The organism is Pseudomonas sp. LBUM920, from assembly GCF_003852315.1.
Taxonomy (GTDB): Bacteria; Pseudomonadota; Gammaproteobacteria; order Pseudomonadales; family Pseudomonadaceae; genus Aquipseudomonas.
Map to the genome: position 1 here is coordinate 5,999,252 of NZ_CP027762.1, position 19,427 is coordinate 6,018,678.

Annotated in this window: 17 protein-coding genes; 9 read left to right on the forward strand and 8 right to left on the reverse strand. The window is 61.1% G+C overall.

The window, feature by feature from the left end; genetic code table 11:
* The first annotated feature begins 226 nt into the window (after window positions 1–226).
* Window positions 227–1,522: a glycine betaine monooxygenase oxygenase subunit gene (gene gbca / locus C4J83_RS27900; RefSeq protein WP_106575586.1), complete on the forward strand. Its 1,296-nt coding sequence runs from the start codon at window positions 227–229 to the stop codon at window positions 1,520–1,522.
* 865 nt (window positions 1,523–2,387) lie between these two features.
* Here gbca and etfB read toward each other — a convergent pair.
* The 6 genes from etfB to C4J83_RS27935 all read right to left on the reverse strand — a co-directional run bounded on the left by etfB (window position 2,388) and on the right by C4J83_RS27935 (window position 10,153).
* Complete coding sequence (etfB, locus tag C4J83_RS27910) at window positions 2,388–3,158, reverse strand: electron transfer flavoprotein subunit beta (protein ID WP_124418621.1); 771 nt, start codon at window positions 3,156–3,158, stop codon at window positions 2,388–2,390.
* A 10-nt stretch (window positions 3,159–3,168) separates the two neighbouring features.
* Window positions 3,169–4,389 (reverse strand): electron transfer flavoprotein subunit alpha, encoded by a 1,221-nt coding sequence (gene etfA / locus C4J83_RS27915; RefSeq protein ID WP_124418622.1) that lies wholly within the window; start codon window positions 4,387–4,389, stop codon window positions 3,169–3,171.
* Window positions 4,389–6,332, reverse strand: coding sequence for a dimethylglycine demethylation protein DgcB (gene dgcB / locus C4J83_RS27920; protein WP_106575590.1), 1,944 nt, complete (start codon window positions 6,330–6,332; stop codon window positions 4,389–4,391). The genes etfA and dgcB overlap by 1 nt, the downstream gene beginning before the upstream one ends.
* 158 nt (window positions 6,333–6,490) lie before the next feature.
* The gene (gene dgcA / locus C4J83_RS27925; RefSeq protein WP_119737562.1) at window positions 6,491–8,551 is read right to left on the reverse strand and encodes a dimethylglycine demethylation protein DgcA; all 2,061 of its coding nucleotides are present in this window, start codon (window positions 8,549–8,551) and stop codon (window positions 6,491–6,493) included.
* A gap of 16 nt (window positions 8,552–8,567) precedes the next feature.
* Window positions 8,568–9,098, reverse strand: coding sequence for a DUF5943 domain-containing protein (locus C4J83_RS27930; protein WP_124418623.1), 531 nt, complete (start codon window positions 9,096–9,098; stop codon window positions 8,568–8,570).
* Window positions 9,099–9,175: 77 nt separating this feature from the next.
* The gene (locus C4J83_RS27935; RefSeq protein WP_119737560.1) at window positions 9,176–10,153 is read right to left on the reverse strand and encodes a dipeptidase; all 978 of its coding nucleotides are present in this window, start codon (window positions 10,151–10,153) and stop codon (window positions 9,176–9,178) included.
* Window positions 10,154–10,371: 218 nt separating this feature from the next.
* Between C4J83_RS27935 and C4J83_RS27940 the strand changes: the two genes are divergently transcribed.
* Genes C4J83_RS27940 through C4J83_RS27950 form a run of 3 tightly spaced genes read left to right on the forward strand, consistent with a single transcriptional unit; the run spans window position 10,372 to window position 11,749 of the window.
* The gene (locus C4J83_RS27940) at window positions 10,372–10,773 is read left to right on the forward strand and encodes a lysozyme inhibitor LprI family protein (protein WP_119737558.1); all 402 of its coding nucleotides are present in this window, start codon (window positions 10,372–10,374) and stop codon (window positions 10,771–10,773) included.
* A 40-nt stretch (window positions 10,774–10,813) separates the two neighbouring features.
* Entirely contained in the window at window positions 10,814–11,296 is a 483-nt protein-coding gene (locus tag C4J83_RS27945; RefSeq protein ID WP_106575594.1) for a hypothetical protein, read from the forward strand.
* 36 nt (window positions 11,297–11,332) lie between these two features.
* Window positions 11,333–11,749: a DUF3010 family protein gene (locus C4J83_RS27950; RefSeq protein WP_106575595.1), complete on the forward strand. Its 417-nt coding sequence runs from the start codon at window positions 11,333–11,335 to the stop codon at window positions 11,747–11,749.
* A gap of 124 nt (window positions 11,750–11,873) precedes the next feature.
* Here C4J83_RS27950 and C4J83_RS27955 read toward each other — a convergent pair whose 3' ends face one another.
* Both C4J83_RS27955 and C4J83_RS27960 read right to left on the reverse strand, forming a co-directional pair.
* A complete protein-coding gene (locus C4J83_RS27955) occupies window positions 11,874–13,040 on the reverse strand; it encodes an AAA family ATPase (protein ID WP_124418624.1) in 1,167 nt (388 codons plus the stop codon).
* A 68-nt stretch (window positions 13,041–13,108) separates the two neighbouring features.
* A complete protein-coding gene (locus C4J83_RS27960) occupies window positions 13,109–14,053 on the reverse strand; it encodes a GlxA family transcriptional regulator (protein ID WP_106575597.1) in 945 nt (314 codons plus the stop codon).
* Window positions 14,054–14,247: 194 nt separating this feature from the next.
* Here C4J83_RS27960 and C4J83_RS27965 point away from each other — a divergent pair, with 194 nt between their 5' ends.
* The 5 genes from C4J83_RS27965 (at window position 14,248) to C4J83_RS27985 (ending at window position 19,054) form a co-directional block, all read left to right on the forward strand.
* Window positions 14,248–15,192 carry a choline ABC transporter substrate-binding protein gene (locus C4J83_RS27965; protein WP_106575598.1) on the forward strand — a complete coding sequence of 315 codons (945 nt, stop codon included), beginning with the start codon at window positions 14,248–14,250 and terminating at the stop codon, window positions 15,190–15,192.
* 77 nt (window positions 15,193–15,269) lie between these two features.
* A complete protein-coding gene (cdhC, locus tag C4J83_RS27970; protein WP_124418625.1) occupies window positions 15,270–16,157 on the forward strand; it encodes a 3-dehydrocarnitine:acetyl-CoA trimethylamine transferase CdhC in 888 nt (295 codons plus the stop codon).
* A gap of 163 nt (window positions 16,158–16,320) precedes the next feature.
* The gene (locus C4J83_RS27975) at window positions 16,321–17,286 is read left to right on the forward strand and encodes an L-carnitine dehydrogenase (RefSeq protein ID WP_119737551.1); all 966 of its coding nucleotides are present in this window, start codon (window positions 16,321–16,323) and stop codon (window positions 17,284–17,286) included.
* Between the two features lie 118 nt (window positions 17,287–17,404).
* Complete coding sequence (locus C4J83_RS27980; protein ID WP_124418626.1) at window positions 17,405–17,884, forward strand: thioesterase family protein; 480 nt, start codon at window positions 17,405–17,407, stop codon at window positions 17,882–17,884.
* A gap of 9 nt (window positions 17,885–17,893) precedes the next feature.
* The gene (locus tag C4J83_RS27985) at window positions 17,894–19,054 is read left to right on the forward strand and encodes a gamma-butyrobetaine dioxygenase (protein ID WP_124418627.1); all 1,161 of its coding nucleotides are present in this window, start codon (window positions 17,894–17,896) and stop codon (window positions 19,052–19,054) included.
* The last annotated feature ends 373 nt before the right edge of the window (window positions 19,055–19,427 follow it).

Consider the following 19,427-nt stretch of genomic DNA (forward strand, 5'->3'; position numbering starts at 1 on the left):
GCGTCCATTTACCTATCTGCGACATTCACATACTTATCGCGACCAGCCCCCATACCACGGGGGTTGCGCGTCGGGATCAGAGTGGGCCATGTCGCTAATGGACAAGGTTCTGGCCTTTGCCGGGCCCACACTCGCTCCCAACACAGACGCTTTCTTTACGCCTTGCTGCAAAACCTGATTAGCCACTTTTCGCCGGCCACACAGAATGGCCCTGAGGACACACACGATGGACGTCACCGCAACCTTAAGCTTGGGCGATCCGCTGGAACCCGCACGCAAGGCCACCGCGCAAATGCTGCAAGAGCGCGAGCGCACTTTTTCGCTGCCGCAGCCGTTTTACTCTGACGAGCGGCTGTTTGATATCGACATGCAGGAGATCTTCCAGAAAGAGTGGTTGATCGCCGGCATGACCTGCGAGATTCCCACCAAGGGCAACTACCTGACCCTGCAAGTGGGCAAGAACCCGATCATCGTGATCCGTGGCGCCGAGGGCGTGGTGCATGCCTTTCACAACGTGTGCCGTCACCGTGGCTCACGCCTGTGCACCAGCGACAAGGGCAAGGTCGCCAAACTCGTCTGCCACTACCACCAGTGGACCTACGAGCTGGACGGCCGCCTGCTGTTCGCCGGCACCGAGATGGGCGCCGACTTCGACATGAAGCAGTACGGCTTGAAACCCGTGAACGTGAAGACCGCCGGCGGCTACATCTTCATCAGCCTGGCCGAGAACCCGCCGGCCATCGACGACTTCCTGTCGACACTGAACCACTACATGGAACCCTACGACATGGAAAACACCAAGGTGGCGATCCAGACCACCTTGTTCGAAAAAGCCAACTGGAAGCTGGTGCTGGAAAACAACCGCGAGTGCTACCACTGCAACGCCTCGCACCCGGAACTGTTGAAAACCCTGCTGGAGTGGGACGACGTCACCGACCCGCGCGCCGACCAGGCCTTCAAGGACCACGTCGCCGCTTCCGCCGCCGCGTGGGATGCCGAGAAGATCCCTTACGCCCACGCCAGCTTCGGCCTGCGTAACCGCATCGTGCGCATGCCACTGCTCAAAGGCACGGTGTCGATGACCCTGGACGGCAAACAAGGCTGCAACAAGCTGATGGGCCGCATCAAGAACCCGGACCTGGGCTCGATGCGCATCCTGCACCTGCCGCACTCGTGGAACCACTGCATGGGCGATCACATCATCGTGTTCACCGTGTGGCCGATCAGCGCCCAGGAAACCATGGTTACCACCAAGTGGATCGTGCACAAGGACGCCGTCGAAGGCGTGGACTACGACGTGGAGCGCATGCGCAAAGTGTGGGACGCCACCAACGACCAGGACCGTCGCCTGGCCGAAGAAAACCAGCGCGGGATCAACTCCACCGCCTATCAGCCAGGGCCTTACTCCAAGACGTATGAGTTTGGTGTGGTGAATTTTGTGGATTGGTACAGCGAGCGTTTGCTGAGCAACCTGGGCGCTGCGCCTGCGCCGTATCTCAAGGGCGTGGCCGTACACGAGTAACTGACACGCGACCGATCAAAATGTGGGAGCGGGCTTGCCCGCGAATGCGGCGGATCAGCCAGCACATCTGGCGACTGACACACTGCTTTCGCGAGCACGCCCGCTCCCACATTAGGTTTGCGCTCTGTTCAAAAGTTGATCAACTGCCTTGCAACCCTTTACAGCCCTGCCCTCCAGCCTTCGCCCAACAACTTATCCACAAAGCCACCCACAGCAATTGTGGGCAAGTGCTCCTTCCCCTTTGAATTAAATGAAGAAAATCCGTGACTTATTCAAGTCTCGCAGTTTTCACATCACCTGATCATTTATTAACCAAACCTCTGAAAGCCTCTAATTACGTGGCCTGTAGAAGTACGCAAACACCTTATCCACAGAAGCACCAACAGACTTTGGGGGCAACTTTGTCAATGCTGTGGAAAACCGCGTCAAAGCTTCACAATTCAGGCGATTCAGGGGTTTTCGTCGGCAAACCAGACGAATTGATCATATTTTGAACAACCCACTGAAGGCCTTTGTTTATAAGGCCTGTAGCCGATAGCGAACATCTTATCCACAGAAGCGCCAACAGACTTTGGGGGCAAGTCTGTCTCGGGCGATGCCCACGCTTGTGGAAAAACCCAAGCAAAAACCGTCGGTTAGGCTGGTTGTTTTTCGTACAGCGGGCTGCAGGGCTTGATATACAGGGGGTGTGGACAGCCGCGAACAGGTTATCCACAGGTGGATCAACAGGGATTGTGGGTAAGCCCACTAATCAAATGTGGGAGCCGGGCTTGCCCGCGATGCAGGCACCTCGGTTTATCAGTTAGACCGACGTGAGGCTATCGCAGGCAAGCCAGCTCCCACACAAACCAGCTCCGACAGAAAATCACCGCACCACGCCTTCTTCAATGAGCAGCTTGAGAATGGCCTCGGCACCCGCCTCGGGGCTCAGACCCTTGAGCACTTGCCCACCGCCGCCGCTGGCCTTGGCCGTGGCAGCCTTCATACGGTCGGCGCCGCTCTTGGCCTTGATCACCTTGAGGCGCTTGGGCCGAGGCTTGGCCGGCTGCAGCACCGCACCTGTGAATAACTCGTCCTGCTCGATCTCGACTTCATGGGCGGCCAATGCGCCGCGCTGCCCAGGGCCGTAGGCGCTTTGCCGTGGCTTGGGCGCGGCGTTATCCACCGTGGCCAGAAACGGCAGGCGCACTTTCAAGCGCCGCCGCTGCCCACGCGGCAAGGCTTGCAGCACGTGGGCGATGCCGCCGTCGATGGACTCCACCTGCGCCAGCCCGACAATCAGCGGCCAGCCCAGTTGCTCGGCCAGCAGAAACGGCAACATGCCCGAGCCCTCGCCGGTTTCCGCCTGGCTGCCGGTGAGCACCACCTGGGCACCGGCATCGCGCAGGTAATCGCTGAGGGCCGGCAAGGCGTCAGCGCCGGCCGGCTGCTCAAGCACGTGCAATTGCGCCAAACCCATGCCCAGGTAACTGCGCAACGTCGGCTCGTGAATGTTGCCGGCGTGCAGCACCTGCAACTTATCCCCCGCCATTTGCAGGCCCAACTCGACGGCGCGGGCATCCTGCTCCGCGCGGCGTGGCCGGCCGGAAGTGGGGTGGGCGCCGATGGATACCAAGCTGATTACAGGCGTTGTCATGGTCATGTCCTTAAGCCGCATCGCGCTTGGCGCCGTTACGGTAGGCCTCGACCGCAGCGATCAAGGCTTGCAGAATCGCGGCGCTCTCGCCGATCACCGACAGGTCGGCACGCTTGATCATGTCGCAGCCGGGGTCGAGGTTGATTGCCACCACCTTGTCGCAGGCGCCAATGCCTTGCAGGTGCTGGATCGCCCCGGAAATGCCCACGGCCACGTAAACCCGCGCCGTGACCCAGGTGCCACTGGCGCCGACCTGGCGATCACGCGCCATAAAGCCATCGTCCACCGCCACCCGCGAGGCGCCTTCGGTGGCGCCCAGCGCCGCGGCGGTCCGGTGGAACAGTGCCCAGTCCTTCACGCCATTGCCGCCGGAGAAAATAAACTCCGCTTCGGCCATGGGAATCGCGCCGGGGTCCACCGCCACCGCGCCGAGGTCTTCGATACGCGGCAAGCTGCGCGCCAAGGGTGTGGATAACTCCACGGGCAACGCTTCGTGACGTGTTTCGCTGACCGGTTCGGCGCACTCCACGGCCGCCAGGATCAGGCGCGGCAATGGCCGGGCCAGGTCTTCCTGGCCCGCACCCGCGCGGCCGATGCACTCCTCGCCCTTGATCTGCCAGACCCGCGTGGCCGGGCGTTCCTTGAGGCTCGCGGCAAAGCGCCGCCCCAACTCACCACCGCCGCTGCGGCTGTCCGGCAGCAGCCAGTGGCGCGGGTTGAACTGGTTATCCACAGCCCGCAGGCCTTGCACGCGTTGCTCCGGTGAATAACCGTCGAATGCGTGACCTTCCAACACCAGCAGGCGATCAACGCCTGCCGTGGCAAAGGCACTTTCCTTGTGCTCGCCAAACACCACCGCCAGCACGGCGCCGTCGCTGCCGGCGAGTTGCCGCGCCAAGCCGAGCACGTCGCGGTCGTGGCTGCTCAGGCGGCCGCCGACCATGTCCGGCACCACGCTGATGTAAAACGCCGGCGCTGGCACCTGATGCAATGGCAACAGCACCTCCACCGCCGCTTTGCGCTTGGCCGCGCCGCCCTGCTGGGCACCGCTGCGGTCGATACGCTTGATACCGTTAGGGCCGATAAAACCGACCCCATGTACGTTCTTGCGGATGACGCCGTTGGGTCCCATCCAGCTGTGTTGCTGCGGCTGCATCGCCGCATGCAGTGGGTGCAGGCGGTTGCGGGCGATCCATTCGGCCCGTGGGTCTCGGCGGATAACGTCGCTCATCAATGCACCTCCGCAGGTTCACGTTGGGTTGCAGACTTGGCCGGTGCTGCGTCTTCAAGCAAAGCGTCAGCCACCAGTTCGGCGATGTCCTTGATCAATGGGCGTGGTTCAACCACGCCTTCCAGCATCGCCGTGCACTGTGGACAACCCACGGCCACCAGCTCGGCGCCGGTTTCGCGGATGTCGTCCATGCGCATGTCGGGAATGCGTTGCTTGCCGGGAATGTCGGTGATCGGTGCACCGCCACCGCCACCGCAGCAGCGTGAGCGGAAGCCCGAGCGTTGCATCTCCTTGACCTCGATGCCCAGCGCGCGCAGCACTTGGCGCGGCGCCTCGTATTCGCCGTTGTAACGGCCCAGGTAACAAGGGTCGTGATAGGTCACGCTGTTGCCTTTGTGCTGACCCAGGTTCAACGCGCCTTCGCCGATCAGTTCGGCCATAAAGGTGCTGTGGTGCTGCACCCGATAGTTACCGTTGAAGGCGCCGTACTCGTTTTTCAGTACGTGGAAGCTGTGCGGGTCACAGGTGACGATGCGCTTGAAGCAGTATTTTTCCAGGGTCTGGATATTGCGCGTGGCCAACAGTTGGAACGTGGCTTCATCGCCCAGGCGCCGCGCGACGTCGCCGCTGTCGCGCTCTTCCAGGCCGAGCACCGCGAAGTCGACCTTGGCCGCTTTCAGCACTTTGACGAAGGCGCGCAGGGTGCGTTGGTTGCGCATGTCGAAGGCACCGTCGCCGACCCAGAACAACACGTCGGCGCTGCCTTTTTCACTGAACAGCGGCAGGTTCAGATCCGCCGCCCAATTCAGGCGGCCGCCCGGTGCGAAACCGCCGGGGTTGTCGGTGGCGATCAGGTTTTCCAGGACTTCGGCGCCCTTGTTCGGGGTTGCGCCTTTTTCCAGGGTGAGGTGGCGGCGCATGTCGACGATGGCGTCCACGTGCTCGATCATCATCGGGCACTCTTCCACGCAGGCGCGGCAGGTGGTGCATGACCACAGGGTTTCGGCATCCACCAGCCCGTTGACGATCGGCTGGTGCGGGTTGCCGCCGTGTTCGCCCACCGGTTTGCCGGGATACGGGCTGCCGGCGAACTTGGCATCAGTGCCACCGGCCAGGCCGACGACCATGTCCTGGATCAACTTCTTCGGGTTCAACGGCTGGCCGGCGGCGAACGCCGGGCACGCGGCTTCGCACTTGCCGCACTGCACGCAGGCGTCGAAGCCGAGCAGTTGGTTCCAGGTAAAGTCCTTGGGTTTTTCCACGCCCAGCGGCGCGGTTTTATCGCTCAAGTCCAGCGGCTTCAGGCCGGTGGAGCGGCCGCCACCAAAACGTTCGGCGCGGCGGTGCCAGGCCAGGTGCAGCGCACCGGCGAAGGCGTGTTTCATCGGGCCGCCCCAGGTCATGCCGAAGAACATTTCCGACACGCCCCACAGCACGCCCAGGCTCAGCAATGCCGCCAGCAGCCAGCCGCCGAAGTCGGCCGGCAGAATCCCGGCCACCGGCAAAGTCACCAAGAAGAAGCTCACCGAGAACGCCATCAGGCTTTTCGGCAGGCGCATCCACGGGCCTTTCGACAGGCGCGACGGCGGGTTACGACGGCGCAGATAGACAAACGTGGCGCCGACAAACATCAGCACCGACGCCAGCAGCAAGGCGTAGCCGAGGATGCGGTTATGCAGGCCGAAACCGTGCACCAGAATCGCCAGCAACGCCGAGAGCACAAAGCCCAGGGCGGTGGCGACGTGGGTGTTGGCGATGTATTTGTCGCGGGCCACCACGTGGTGCAGATCGACCATGTAGCGCTTGGGCATGGCCAGCAGACCGCCGAGCAGGTCGACCTTGGACGCACGGCCGCGGCGCCACATGTTCACCCGGCGCAGGGCGCCCAGCAAAGCCAGGCCCAGCGCCGCGAACAAAAGAACAGGCAGCAAGGTGTTCAACATGGTGAAGCTCCCACAAACCGCACATATCTACTGTGAAACTGGCCTGAATGTGGGAGGGGGCTTGCCCCCGAAAGCGGTGGGTCAGCTACAGCTGTATCACCTGGCCCGCCGCCATCGGGGGCAAGCCCCCTCCCACCTTTTTGGCCGAGTTCACATCGTCAGAAATCCTTGCACAGGCGCAGGGCGTCATAGATCGCGGCGTGGGTATTACGCTGCGCCACACAGTCACCGATGCGGAACAGCAAGTACCCCTCGCCCGGCTCGCTCAGGCACGGCTGCGGCTTGATCGCGAACAGCGCTTCGATGTCCATCTGGCCTTTGTTGCGCGAACCCTGCTTGAGCGCGTAGTAGATCTCTTCATCCGGACGCACACCGTTCTCGACCACCACTTGATCGACCACGCGTTCTTCCTTGGCGCCGGTATATTCGTTCTCCAGCACCGCCACCAGCTTGTCGCCTTCGCGGTAGACCTTTTCCAGCATCATGTCGCCGGTCATGATCACTTCTTTGGGGTACATGCTGCGGTAGTAGGTCGGGAACGACGTGCCACCCACGGCCACGCCCGGCTTGATGTCATCGGTGACGATCTCAACCTGGCTGCCTTTGTCCGCCAAAAAGTCCGCCACCGACATGCCGGTGAATTCACAAATGGTGTCGTACACCAGCACGTTTTTGCCCGGCGCGACCTTGCCGTCGAGCACGTCCCAACTGCTGACCACCAGGCCTTCTGCTGCGCCCCAGTGTTCGTTCTGTTCCAGGAACGGGTGCCCGCCGACGGCCAGCACCACCACGTCCGGGCGCAAGTCGAGGATCGCATCGGCGTTCGCCGCCACGCCCAGGCGCAGGTCCACGTTCAGGCGCGCCAGCTCCAGCTGGAACCAGCGCGTGATCCCGGCAATCTGGTCGCGCTGCGGCGCTTTGGAAGCGGTGGTGATTTGCCCGCCGATAAACTCTTTCTTCTCGAACAACGTCACGTCATGCCCACGCTCGGCGGCGACGCGGGCCGCTTCCATCCCGGCAGGCCCGGCACCGACCACCACGACTTTGCGTTTGGGCCCGGTGGATTTCTCGATGATGTGCGGCACGCCCATGTATTCACGCGAGGTCGCGGCGTTCTGGATGCACAGCACGTCCAGCCCTTGGTACTGGCGGTCGATGCAATAGTTGGCGCCGACGCACTGCTTGATCTGGTCGATCTGGCCCATCTTGATCTTGGCGATCAGGTGCGGATCGGCGATGTGCGCACGGGTCATGCCGACCATGTCCACGTAGCCGCCTTCCAGAATGCGCGTGGCCTGGTTCGGGTCCTTGATGTTCTGCGCGTGCAGCACCGGGGCCTTGACCACTTCCTTGATGCCGGCGGCCAGGTGCAAAAACGGCTCCGGTGGATAACTCATGTTCGGGATCACGTTGGCCAGGGTGTTGTGGGTATCACAGCCCGAGCCGACCACACCGATAAAGTCCAACATGCCGGTGTCGTCGTAATACTTGGCGATCTGTTTCATGTCCTCGTGGGACAGGCCGTCCGGGTGAAATTCATCGCCGCACAGGCGGATGCCGACGCAGAAATCCGGGCCGACCTCAGCCCGCACAGCCTTCAATACCTCAAGGCCGAAACGCATGCGATTTTCGAAGCTACCGCCCCATTCGTCAGTGCGTTTGTTGACGCGCGGGCTCCAGAACTGGTCGATCATGTGCTGGTGCACCGCCGACAACTCCACGCCGTCCAGGCCTCCGGCCTTGGCGCGCGCCGCCGCGCTGGCGTAGTTGCCGATCACGCGCCAGATTTCTTCCGGCTCGATGGTTTTGCAGGTGGCGCGGTGCACCGGCTCGCGGATGCCAGACGGCGACAGCAGCGTGGGCCAATGCTCACCGTCCCAGCGTGAGCGACGGCCCATGTGGGTAATCTGGATCATGATCTTGGCGCCATGCTTGTGCATGGCATCGGCCAGGTTCTGGAAGTGCGGGATGATGCGGTCGTCGGCCAGGTTCACCGACTTCCACCAGCCTTGCGGGCTGTCGATGGCCACACTGGAAGAACCGCCGCAGATCGCCAGGCCGATCCCGCCCTTGGCTTTCTCTTCGTAATACTTCACATAGCGGTCGGTGGTCATGCCGCCGTCGGTGGCATACACCTCGGCGTGGGCAGTACTGAGCACGCGGTTGCGGATGGTCAGTTTGCCGATCTGGATCGGCGCGAACATTGCTTCGAAAGCCATGGCACGGTTCCTCGACTTACAACGGCTTGACGGTGAACAGGCCGTCGTCGTGGCCCTCTTCGGAGCCTCCGTACACTTGCTCGGCCACGGTGCGGATCTGGCTGCCGCGCGCCTGCAGAATCTGGTCCATGGCGCCGGCAAACCAGCCGGTGAACATGTAGTCGACCTTGCGCCCGACCTTGCCGTACACGTAGACAAATGCCGAGTGCTCGAGCTTGACGCTGGCGGTGCCTTTGTCGAGGTCGATGTCCTGGATCTTGAACAGGCCCCAGCCGCGTTGCGACAAGCGCTTCATGTAGTGTTCGAACACCGCGCCGCCTTCCAGGCCATGGCATTCAGCTTCTTTTTCACACCAGTGCCAGGCGGATTTGTAGCCGGCCTTATAGAGGATTTCGGCGTAGGCCTCGCTGCCCAGGACTTCTTCAATGCCTATGTGGTTGTTGACGAAAAAGTGGCGCGGCACGTACAGCATCGGCAGGGCGTCGGAGGTCCAGACACCGGTTTCGCTGTCGACTTCGATAGGCAATTGCGGGGCGATCTTGGCCATGGAAACTTAACTCCAGAAAATTCGTTTGAATGCCCCAGGCACCGGATGGCCTGGGGAAAAGAAGTGTTGGCGGTGGCTTATTCGCCCCAGACGTCCTTTAAGACGTTGACCCAGTTTTCGCCCATGATCTTGCGCACCACGCGCTCGCTGTGGCCGCGCTTGAGCAAGGTCTCGGTGAGGTTCGGAAACTCGCCCACGGTGCGGATGCCCAGCGGGTTGATGATCTTGCCGAAGCTGGTCAGGCGGCGGGCGTAGCCCTTGTCATGGGTCAGCATTTCGAAGAAATCCTGGCCATGGCCCTGGGTGAAGTCGGTACCGATGCCGATGGCGTCTTCGCCGACGATGTTCATGGTGTATTCGATGGCTTCGGCGTAGTCGTCGATGGTCGAATCAATACCCTTGGCCAGGAATGGCGCAAACATGGTCACGCCAACAAAACCGCCGTGGTCGGCGATGAACTTGAGTTCTTCATCGGATTTGTTGCGTGGGTGCTCTTTAAGCCCGGACGGCAGGCAGTGTGAGTAGCACACCGGCTTTTTCGATTCGAGGATGACTTCTTCGCTGGTTTTGGAGCCGACGTGGGACAGGTCGCACATGATGCCGACGCGGTTCATTTCGCCGACGACCTCACGGCCAAAGCCTGACAGGCCGCCGTCGCGCTCGTAGCAACCGGTGCCCACCAGGTTCTGGGTGTTGTAGCACATCTGCACCACGCCAACCCCGAGCTGCTTGAAGATCTCGACGTAGCCCAACTGGTCTTCAAACGCATGGGCGTTCTGGAAGCCGAAGATGATGCCGGTTTTGCCCTGTTCCTTGGCTTTGCGGATGTCGGCGGTGGTTTTCACCGGGATCACCAGGTCGCTGTTCTCACGGATCAGGGTCTGGCTGGCCACGATGTTGTTGATCGTGGCCTGGAAGCCTTCCCACACCGACACGGTACAGTTGGCGGCGGTCAGCCCACCTTTGCGCATGTCCTCGAACAGGTCGCGGTTCCACTTGGCAATGATCAGCCCGTCGATAACGATGCTGTCGGCGTGCAATTGCGCTGGGCTCATCAGGCGTCCCCTTATTGGCGATTCATGCGCCGAATCGTCTGCCGGCGCTTTGGGGCCAGCATATGCCCAGGGGCTGAACGAACCGGGTGCAAAAACGACAGGGGAATTGCCGAAAGCGTCAATCCGCGACAAAGGCCTACATGACACGTCTGACTGACGACTGTTCTTTGTCTTACGCTTGAGCCAGAATTCCGCATCACCTGAAATGAGACGGCGCAATGAAATCGATTTTCCTGGCTTTGGCACTCATCGCAACCGGCGTCCACGCGGCCGAAGACACCGACAACACGCCCTGCGATGGCATCGAAAACGACAAACAAACCCTGGAATGCGCCACTTACAACAAAACCACCGCCGAACAATTGCTCAAAGACAACTATCAAGGCCTGCTGGAACGCATGGGTTCGACCTATGGCAGCAACAAGTCGCAATTGGCCGACATTACCGCTCGTCTGAAGGATGCTCAGCAAAAGTGGGAAAAACTACGTGACGCCGATTGCGCAGTGGACACCTTTCCGGCAGTCAACGGCAGCAAGGAATACGCGATTCAACTCAATGACTGCCTGGCGCGGATGAGTGATGAGCGGTCGGAGTTTTTGGAGTCGATCGGCCAGGAATAAGCCGGTTGCAATCGCCAAGGATTATTGAAAAGGAATTCACATGTATTACCCACGCGAAGCGCAGAGGGATTTCCTCTACACGCGCGCCGCCCTGCTGTTTTTGGCCATGCTGATACTGTCGCTGATGCTGAGTTTGTCGGTGAGCCGGGGCGCACCTTTTGCACTGATAAAGGCGGCGCCCATCGAAACCATCGGGCACATCACCCAACTGGAACGCCTCAGCGCCTGGGCCTCCAGCATCAACGTGTATTACGCCTTCGAGCATGAAGGCCAACGCATCGAAGGCATGGTGAACAACAGCAGCTACGTCGACGACCCTGGCTACGAAGTGGGCGGCCCGGTCCCCGTGGTGTACTCAAAATGGTTTCCGACGGTGCATAACATCAAGGCGAACTTTAAATCGAGTTCGCCTAATTTCTACATCATGAGCGTAAGCGTCGGCCTGATGGTGGTGTTCTCGATACTGATGTTCTGGACGGCGCATCAGATCTATCAACATCAAGAAGAAGACCGGCATTACTGATACTCGCCACTCAGCCCCATTTTAATAGGCCATTGAATGACTATCTGCGGCATCGAAATCAAAGGCAGCGAAGCCATCATTGCTGTCGCCTCTCAGGACAATCAGGCGCTGACCCACGTCGCCCTGGCCACCAAGAAAATCGCGCTTGAAGATGACGATGAAGCGGCGAACGTCAAAGCCTTCGCCGCCCAGGTGAAGGCGTTTGTGCAGGCAAACGCCATCACCCGCATCGCGATCAAGAAGCGCAGCAAGAAAGGCGAATTTGCCGGTGGGCCGACCACGTTCAAGATTGAAGGCGTGTTTCAGTTGCTGGAGGGGGTTGAGGTGACACTGCTGTCGCCGCAGACCATCAATGCGCAGAACAAGAAGCACAACTTTGAGTTGCCGGCTTCGCTGAACAAGTATCAGCACGAGGCTTACAAAGCGGCGTGCTCGGCGCTGGTAAAAAAATAAACCACGACGCATGTCAGATGTGGGAGGGGGCTTGCCCCCGATGTCGGGGTGTCAGCCACTGATAGGCTGCTGACCCACCGCTATCGGGGGCAAGCCCCCTCCCACATTGGTTTTGTGGTGCGCTTCAGCACTTGTGCAGCAGCCAATCCCCGAATGACTTGTCTTCCAGGGCATACCCGCCACGGCTCGACTTCCACACCAGCTCCTTGTCGCGCAGCGCATCAATACACGCCTGTATGGTCTGGGTGCCCGGCACCACATCGCTGCCCATGTCTTCCAGCGCCTTGCTGACCGCCGTGAGGGTGCTGTCGGTAAAGGGCGCGAAGGGTTCGTTGTTCTGCGAACGCGCCACCATCACCTCCAGCACGGCGCGCTGGGGGACGGTGAGGTTGTTCCAGGCACTTTCGAACTCCGTCCACACGCCCGCGCGCAGGAATTCGGCGCGACTGTGCAGCAATTGGCCCAGGTTGCTGGCCTCACCCAGTTCCAGCGCCACTTCACCGATGATGGTGCGCAGCATCTCGGGGCGACGGCCGACCAACTCAAACGCCTCATCAATGTCGGCGGCGTCGAACTGATTGGTGCTGGCCAAATGCGCGTTGAGGTGCGCGGTGTAGGCTTGGGTGAACGCTTTGCCGAGCAAGGGAAACGGCGTGATGCTGGAGCCGAAGAACGGCTGGCTTTTGCCCAACACCAAATGCGCCAGCTTGTCGCGGTTGGAACCGGTAAACACCAGGCGCAAGCCGCTGCCCTCCTCGTCACGGCCTTGGTTGAGCTGATCCCGGGCGGCCTTCAACGCGAACATCGCGTTGATACCGGACTCGGTGGTCAAGGCGTGCTGGGCTTCGTCAATCACCAGCACCACAGGTTTTTCCGCCGCGCTGTGCAGCAACTCCAGGGCTTGGGTCAGTGTGGCACCGACGGGCAATTGTGGCTTGGTGAAGTCCCAGGACAGGGTGCGCAGAAAGCTTAGTTTCTCGATGCCAATGTTCTTGGCCAATTTGCGAATGCCCTTCTCAAAGGGAACCAGCGCAGCGGCAATGGCGCTGGCGATCAATTCCGCCGGATCTTTCTCTTTATCGGCCCAGAGATCGACATACACCGCCAGCCAACCCCGCAGCTGACACTCGGGGATCAGGTCTTCACGCAAAAAGGTGCTTTTGCCGGTGCGGCGCGGCGCCGCGAGAAACAGGCCAGAGGTAAAATCCTGAATACCGGCCCCCACCAAACCATCGGCGATACTGCTTGCCAGGGCGGGGCGGCGAAACACGAAGCCGCTGTTCTTCGACATGCTTTTATACTCAATTATGGAAAGGACTATAAATTATAGTTCGGAGTATAATTAACTATAATTGCCCGTCAAACCACCTCTCGTCGCCGATCCTCCCTTGGGCACTTGGCAAACCGCGCCCGATAGCTGCGCGTGAAGTAAGAAGGCGACTCAAACCCGCACGCAATACTCACCTCCAGCACACTCATGTCGCTCTGACGCAATAGCTGCCGGGCTTTTTCCAGGCGCAGGCCGAGGTAGAAGTTGCTTGGCGTGTCGTTCAAATGCAGACGAAACAACCGCTCCAACTGGCGCCGGGTGACTTTGATCGCCTCGGCCAGTGCCAGGGTGGTCAGCGGCGGTTCGGTGTGTTGTTCCATTTCACCGATCACTTGCACCAGCTTTTTGTTGTTGATGCCGTAGCGCGTGGCGATCTGCATGCGCTGGTGGTCTTTGCGTGGGCGGATGCGCCCGAGTACGAATTGCTCGGAAACCTGGATCGCAAGGTCCGGGCCGTGGGCCTGGGCGATCAGGTCGAGCATCAGGTCGATGGACGCCGTGCCGCCCGCGCACGTGATGCGACGACGGTCGATTTCGAACAGCTCCTGGGTCACGGTGAGCTGTGGATAAGATTCCTTAAAGGCGTCAATGGCTTCCCAATGCAGCGTGAGGCGGTGGCCATCGAGCAAGCCGGCCTCGGCGAGCACACAGGCGCCCGTGTCGATGGCGCCGAGGGTGACGCCGTCGTGGTCGAGGCGGCGCAGCCAGTGCTCCAGCGCAGGCGTGGTGAACTTCAAGGGTTCGAAGCCGGCGACCACCATCAGCGTCGCGCCTTTTTTGAGCGGCTCCAATGCGGCGTCGGCGTTGACCGACATGCCATTGCTCGCCAGCACCGCGCCGCCATCGGCGCTCAGCACGTGCCAGCGGTACAGCTCGCCGCGAAAGCGGTTGGCGACGCGCAGCGGTTCCAGCGCAGAGATAAAGCCGATGGCCGAGAAACCCGGCATCAGCAAGAAATAGAAATCCTGGGACATGGTGGCGCTCTCGTAAGACGGGCAGCGTGGTCACTGTGATACGCCAGTTCAACCGGCCATTCAAGAGCACAGGTCGCTGCAGTGCAAGAGCGGGTCGCCGCCGTGCGTTTTGTCGGGCCCGAAGGTACGTAACTTGATGCCATGGCGCACAAAGACGCCGGAACCCACAATAACGACCTGCCGAGGGATCCACCATGAACCGACTGATCAGCCGCTGCGTGCTAGCACTCAGCGCCAGCGCCATTTTGAGCACCAGCGTACTCGCGGCCGATGCAGAATCTTGCCGGAACGTGCGCATGGGCGTGGTGAACTGGACCGACGTGATCGCCACCAGCGCCATGACCCAAGTGTTGCTCGACGGCCTCGGCTACAAGACCAAACAGACCAGCGCCTCCCAGCAAATCATCTTCGCCGGCATTCGCGACCAACGCCTGGACCTGTTCCTGGGTTACTGGAACCCGCTGATGACCCAGACCATCACGCCATTTGTCGACGCCAAGCAAGTCAAAGTCCTCGAAAAACCCAGCCTGGAAGACGCGCGCGCCACCCTCGCCGTGCCAACTTACCTGGCGGACAAGGGCCTGAAAACCTTCGCCGACATCGCCAGGTTCGAGAAAGAACTGGGCGGCAAGATCTATGGCATCGAGCCAGGTTCGGGCGCCAACACCCAGATCAAGGCGATGATCGCCAAGAACCAGTTCGGCCTGGGCAAATTCCAGTTGGTGGAGTCCAGCGAAGCCGGCATGCTCGCCGCCGTCGACCGCGCGGTACGCCGCAAGGAAGCGGTGGTGTTCTTTGGCTGGGCGCCACACCCGATGAACGTCAACGTTGCCATGACCTACCTCACCGGCAGCGACGACGCCCTGGGCCCGAACGAAGGCATGGCCACGGTGTGGAGCGTCACTTCGCCGACCTACGCCGAACAGTGCCCGAACGTGCACAAGCTGCTGACCAACCTGACCTTCACCGCCGCCGACGAGAGCCGAATGATGCAGCCGTTGCTGGATCACAAAGACGCGCTCGAATCCGCCAGGCAGTGGCTCAAGGACCATCCGCAGGACCAGCAGCGCTGGCTTGAAGGGGTGACCACCTTCGATGGCAAACCGGCCGCAGCCAACCTGCAATTGACCAGCCAATAACCTGATCCGAATCACCGCGTCGCAGCCGCTGTTGGCTGCGAGCGGCATCACTACGCCCGCCTGTAAGGAACCGACTCATGAACCACGACGTCATCATCACCTGCGCACTCACCGGTGCTGGCGACACGACCGGCAGAAGCCCACACGTGCCGGTCACGCCCAAACAAATCGCCGCCGCCGCCGTGGAAGCCGCCAAGGCGGGTGCCACCGTGGTGCACTGCCACGTGCGTGACCCGCAAACCGGCAAATTCAGCCGCGACGTCGCGCTGTACCGCGAAGTGATGGAGCGCATCCGCGAGGCCGACATCGACATCATCGTCAATCTTACTGCCGGCATGGGCGGCGATCTGGAAATCGGCGGCGGCGAAAACCCGATGGAGTTCGGCCCCAACACCGACCTGGTCGGCGCGCTGACGCGCCTGGCGCACGTGGAAGAGCTGCTGCCGGAAATCTGCACCCTGGACTGCGGCACGCTGAACTTTGGTGACGGCGACACCATTTACGTCTCCACCCCGGCCCAGCTGCGTGCTGGCGCCAAGCGTATCCAGGAGCTGGGCGTTAAGGCCGAGCTGGAAATCTTCGACACCGGCCACCTGTGGTTTGCCAAGCAGATGATCAAGGAAGGCCTGCTCGACAACCCGCTGTTCCAACTGTGCCTGGGCATCCCCTGGGGCGCGCCGGCCGACACCACCACGATGAAAGCCATGGTCGACAACCTGCCCGCCGACGCGGTGTGGGCCGGCTTTGGTATCGGCCGCATGCAAATGCCGATGGCGGCCCAAGCGGTGCTGCTGGGCGGCAACGTGCGCGTCGGCCTGGAAGACAACCTGTGGCTGGACAAGGGCGTGCTCGCCACCAACGGCCAACTGGTGGAACGCGCCAGTGAAATCCTCAGCCGCCTCGGCGCGCGGGTCATGACCCCGGCGCAAGGTCGAATCAAGATGGGCCTGACCAAGCGCGGCTAACTTCCTGCCGAAACCGAATTGAAAAGGTGGGAGCGGGCTTGCTCGCGAAGGCGGTGAATCAGTCACCGAATGCAACAACTGACACACCGCCTTCGCGAGCAAGCCGCTCCCACATTTGAACCGGTTCCTCACACAGAATTTGCGAATACTTTAGGAAATTGCCATGCGCTTTATCACTGAAATCAAAACCTTCGCCGCCCTCGGCAGCGGCGTTATCGGCAGCGGCTGGGTGTCTCGCGCCCTCGCCCACGGCCTGGATGTGGTCGCCTGGGACCCCGCGCCCGGCGCCGAAGCGGCCCTGCGCAAGCGCGTCGCCAATGCCTGGGGCGCGTTGGAGAAACAAGGTTTGGCACCGGGTGCGTCTCAAGACCGCCTGCGCTTTGTGACCACCATTGAAGCGTGCGTGAAAGACGCCGACTTCATCCAGGAAAGCGCCCCGGAACGCCTGGAGCTGAAACTGGAACTGCACAGCAAAATCAGCGCGGCGGCCAAGCCGAATGCACTGATTGGGTCGAGTACTTCGGGTCTGTTGCCGAGTGAGTTCTACGAAGGTTCCACCCACCCGGAACGCTGCGTGGTCGGCCACCCGTTCAACCCGGTTTACCTGCTGCCGCTGGTGGAAGTGGTGGGCGGCCAAAACACTGCGCCCGAAGCGATTCAGGCGGCGATCAAGGTGTATGAATCCCTTGGCATGCGCCCGTTGCACGTGCGTAAGGAAGTGCCGGGGTTCATCGCTGACCGCTTGCTCGAAGCGCTGTGGCGTGAGGCGCTGCACCTGGTGAATGACGGCGTGGCGACCACCGGTGAAATCGACGATGCGATCCGCTTTGGCGCCGGCTTGCGCTGGTCGTTCATGGGCACCTTCCTCACCTACACGCTGGCGGGCGGCGATGCCGGTATGCGCCACTTCATGGCGCAGTTCGGCCCGGCGCTGCAATTGCCGTGGACGTATTTGCCGGCACCGGAGCTGACCGACAAGTTGATCGACGATGTGGTCGACGGCACCAGTGAGCAGTTGGGCACACACAGCATTTCGGCGCTGGAGCGCTATCGTGATGATTGCCTGTTGGCGGTGCTGGAGGCGGTGAAGACCACCAAAGCCAAACACGGTATGAGCTTCGCTGAGTAACGGCTGTTGATTTCCTGTGGGAGCTGGCTTGCCTGCGACAGCGGTGTACGACTCACCGCCGCCATTGCAGGCAAGCCCGCTCCCACAGTTGACCGAGTAATGACCTGGAATCCCAGACATGCCTGCATTGACCACCTACACCACCAAAATCCAGCCCGAGTGGGTGGATTACAACGGCCACCTGCGCGATGCGTTCTACCTGCTGATCTTCAGCTACGCCACCGACGCACTGATGGACACCCTGGGTTTGGACAGTGAAAACCGTGAGGCCAGCGGCCACTCACTGTTCACTTTGGAACTGCACCTGAACTACCTGCACGAGGTGAAACTCGGTGCCGAGGTAGAGGTGCGCACTCAGCTGATCGCCCACGATGCCAAGCGCCTGCACCTCTATCACAGCCTGCACCTGGTGGGCGACGAGAAGGAATTGGCGGGCAACGAACAGATGTTGCTACACGTCGATCTCGCCGGTCCGCATTCGGCGCCGTTTACCGAGACCACCCTGGCAAAACTCACCGCGATCAGCGCGCAGCAGGCCGAGTTGGCGCGCCCCGCCCTCCTCGGCCGCGTGATTGGATTGCCGCCCAAAAAACAATAAGGAGCCACCATGCAAACCGCCGCCGCTGTTGCCGATTTTCGTACCTACCCAACGATCAGCGACCTCGCCGAGGTGCAGGTGCTGACCGATCAGCTACGCGTGCAATGGGCCGATGGGCGGGTGAGCCCGTTTCATCATCAGTGGCTGCGCGACAACTGCCCGTGCGCGCAATGCGTGTACAGCGTGACCCGCGAGCAGGTGCTCGAGATTGTCGATGTCGACGAACACCTGACTGCCGTCAGCGCGCATATCGATCAGGGATGCCTGAATGTGCAATGGAGCGGCGGCCATCTCAGCCACTACGATCCGGGCTGGTTGCGGGCCCATGCCTATGACGACGAATCACGCGCCGAACGCCGTGCAGCCAAGCCCGCATCGCAGCGATGGGACAGCACCTTCGCGTTGCCCGTTTTCGACTACGCGGCCGTGATGCAAGACCCGAACATCCTGCTGCAATGGTTGCTGGCCTTGCGTGACTCGGGCCTCACGCAAATCCGTGGCGTGCCCACCGAACCTGGCTCGCTGGCGCTGATCGCCAAGCGCATTTCGTTTATCCGCGAGAGCAACTTCGGTGTGCTGTTCAACGTGCAGTCCAAGGCCGACGCCGACAGCAATGCGTACACCGCCTTTAACCTGCCGTTGCACAGCGATTTGCCAACGCGCGAGCTGCAACCGGGGCTGCAATTTCTGCATTGCCTGGTGAACGAGGCCACGGGCGGCGAGAGCATTTTTGTCGATGGGTTCGCCATCGCCCATGCGCTGCGCACGGAAGACCCCGAGGCGTTTCGCGCGTTGTGTGAAATCCCCGTGGAGTTTCGCAATAAAGACCGTCACAGCGACTATCGCCGCCTGGCACCGATCATTGCGCTGGATGCCTTGGGTGACGTGGCGGAGATCCGCATGGCCAACTTTCTGCGCGGGCCGTTCGAGGCGCCGGTGGAGCAGATGCCGTTGTTGTATCGCGCGTATCGGCGCTTTATTGCGATGACCCGCGAGGACCGTTTCAGACTGGTCAAACGGCTGAATCCGGGGGAGTTGTGGTGCTTTGATAACCGCCGCACCTTGCATGCGCGCAATGCGTTTGACCCGGCTTCCGGGGCGCGGCATTTTCAGGGTTGTTACATTGACAGGGATGAGTTGCTCTCTAGGATTCTGGTGTTGCAGCGGTAGACCGCGGCGCGCCCTTCGCGAGCAAGCCCGCTCCCACATTGGACCGAGCTCCAAAGTTGGAATGCAGTCGAATGTGGGAGCGGGCTTGCTCGCGAAGAGGCCAGTGCAATCACCACAAACCCCAGGCAAAAAAAGCCCCGATCAAGCCGTGACTGGATCGGGGCAGAGTGCTTGGTGTGAGCGTGACATCCCGAGGGTGACCAAACCTTCAGGGTGCGTGCCTGGCATTCAGTGTGCCTATTACTTCTTTCGGTAAATGACCCGAAAACGACCTGCTCATAGCCATATGAGCCATTCGTCAATTCTGCCCTTGCCGACCGGCCAGGGGCCTACCAGAATCCCAGTCAGTCCCCGCTCCCTACACCAGGATGAA